At 38.6% G+C, this 2574-nt stretch carries 2 protein-coding genes; one reads left to right on the top strand and one right to left on the bottom strand.

Translation table 11 applies throughout. The features are described from left to right. Positions 1-152 precede the first annotated feature (152 nt). A protein-coding gene (locus QUB30_RS33240) for an IS630 family transposase (RefSeq protein ID WP_333342549.1) occupies positions 153-1207 on the top strand; the annotation gives its coding sequence in 2 pieces (ribosomal slippage) (positions 153-545 and positions 548-1207; 1053 coding nt in all). A gap of 145 nt (positions 1208-1352) precedes the next feature. On the opposite strand, the gene QUB30_RS33235 is transcribed toward QUB30_RS33240, so the two are convergent. Further along, positions 1353-2069 (bottom strand): transposase, encoded by a 717-nt coding sequence (locus tag QUB30_RS33235; RefSeq protein WP_333342547.1) that lies wholly within the window; start codon positions 2067-2069, stop codon positions 1353-1355. Between the last annotated feature and the right edge of the window lie 505 nt (positions 2070-2574).

The raw sequence follows: 2574 nt of genomic DNA, 5'->3' as shown, positions 1-2574 counted from the left end.
CTTCGACAGCCATCCTTACAGCTATTGCTCGTTTAAGTTCTCACAGCATCGATATCACTTTTAATGAAAGATTCTAAGTAGGTAGGTACAAAAAAACCAAACTATGTAAAAATATGTAAACATGGATATATATCTACCGAGGTAACTCAGATATGGGCGCTCGTTTAAGAATATTTTTGACTCCTTCACAAGATCAAACCTTATTAAAACTTAGAACTGAGGATGTACCACAGAAAGTCAAAGACAGAGCTTCTGTAATCAGGCTAAATGCACATGGGTGGTACGTGGAAAAAATAGCTGTTCATTTTAATTGGACTCCACAAACAGTGAGAGAGGTCTTACATAAATGGAAAAAGCTAGGCATGGAAGGGCTTTGGGAATTGCCAGGTCGAGGCAGAAAACCTCGATGGAGTGAAGAAGACATCGTATTTTTAGAAAAATGCCTAAAGGAGGAACCACGTACATATAACAGTTCCCAATTAGCTCAAAAATTAGAGAGAGAGCGTAATATACATCTAGGTTCCGACAGGTTAAGACGGGTACTAAAAAAAAAGGGCTCATTTGGAAACGAGCGAGAAAAAGTCATAAAGGTAAACAAGACCCCGTAGTACAAAAAATCAAGCAGACAGACCTAGATATGTTGGAGTTAGCGGCGGCGGCGGGAGAAATAGACTTAAAGTATTTAGATGAATCAGGATTTTGTGCTTGGAGTGAGCCTGGTTATACTTATTATCAACGAGGTGAACAAAAAAAGATAGAACAAACCTTACGTCGAGGTCGTAGGTTAAGCATTATCGGATTTTTTCAACCATTAATCAGCTTTGTTTACGGTTTGGTGATTGGGGGAGTCGGCCGAAAATCTTATATTCAGATGATGGAAAAAGAAGCCGAAGAGTCGGCGGCTCTTGGACGAATCAGGGTCATAGTACAAGACAACGGTCCGATACACCGATGTCTTGAAGTCCAACAATTATGGTCGAAGTGGGAAAGTCAGGGTTTATACATCTTCTTTTTGCCTAAATATTGTTCAGAAATGAATCCAATTGAATTGGAGTGGCAACATATCAAAAAAAATGAATTAGCCGGAAAAATGTTTGAGGATGAATTAGAGCTGGCTTATGCTGTAATTCATGGGGTAGAAGTTAGAGCAGAAAGAGGAAACTATACTACAGAACGTGTTAAATTTAACTCCAATCAAGTTACTTAATCTTTTGTTACATATTGGTAAATATTTCCACCGACTTACTTAATTGAGTTATTTCCTTTTCCATATCTTTGAGGGGCAGTTTTAAGTTATTCATCTTTTTATTCACGAGCGAGTATTGCATATAATTGTATCATAGTCTTGATAATCATTTAGGATTGCTATAGAGATAGCGTAGGTTAGCATCACTTCTTAACTTGCCAATAAAGTCTAAATTTAAGTCCCGCACAGCCTCCCAGAATTTAGAGCGATAGTAATAGCCATCAGCCACCAAATAACGTACAGTAGTTGGGAAGTAACAGCGAGTATTCTTTAGATGTTGTGCATAGTCATCAACTCTTGTGAGGTCAGGTTTTGAACTTTGAGAGTCAGGTTTTTTGCGAGTTTTTCTTGACCCGCAATTCTTCGGTTTTTGGGGCAGCTTTTTCGCAGGCTTTATTTGAGGGCGTGATGGAGTTTGTTGTACACTTAAACTATAAGATAAACGAGTCTCAATTTCGACAATAGAAATCACAGAAATTTCCAATCCCTCTTCCGATTTTCCCGCTACACCATTATAAAAATAAGCTTTGCCGTCAGTTTTTTTGCCACTTTTTCTTAAAAAAGAACAATCAATAACAGCAATGACTGTGTGTTCAGGATTTAAGGCTTTTTCTAGGAAATAGTGATTTAATTGTGGAAAGTTAAATGTTTTGAGAAAGTGACGACGGTAAGTTTTTTCACTCAAACAACTATAACGACTGAGATTCGTGAAGTTGATTTTGCCATAGCTCAGTAAAATAGTTGAGAATAAAGTGATTAAAAACTTCTTTTGGGGTTGACTAATCCCTGGCATTTGTTGTAAGATGGATTCAATAATCTTCATAAGGCAATCTGTTAAGCTTGTGTGTTTTTATAGCTTAACCTAAAAGAGCGCCTTTTTTTTTGTTCATTTTGGGTTCAGATTGCACTCACTTTTTTCGCTTCTGTGATTTATTTCGTAAGCGTTGCTTGCCGAAGCCATCGCATCCCTCTTGAAAAACTGTCCGGAGTATTGTTAGGACAAATTTTTAGATTCTTATGGGGCTAGCGAATCTGCTTGGGGGTCTTTCCCGTGAATCACTTGAAGTGCTGCGTCAAATGGCTTTGGCTGGAGAAGCCTACTTGTAGGACAATGTCTGCGCTAAGCGAAGCTATCCCAGAGTGTTATCGCTAAAATCTGTTTTTACCAATTCAGCACAGACTTGCAGAACCAATTTCATATCCGTTCTCTCTGTCTTGTTACCCTAGCGGAACTTGAGTTGAACCATGCCCGCATATTTTAATTGTTCAAGAGTGGCGACATTCGCATTCCAATCAGTTCAATGGAGCGCATCAGTTGGGCGTGGTTC

The sequence above is a fragment of the Microcoleus sp. BROC3 genome (assembly GCF_036702515.1).
In the GTDB taxonomy this organism is placed as follows: domain Bacteria; phylum Cyanobacteriota; class Cyanobacteriia; order Cyanobacteriales; family Microcoleaceae; genus Microcoleus.
This window is presented reverse-complemented; position numbering and strand designations above follow the sequence as displayed.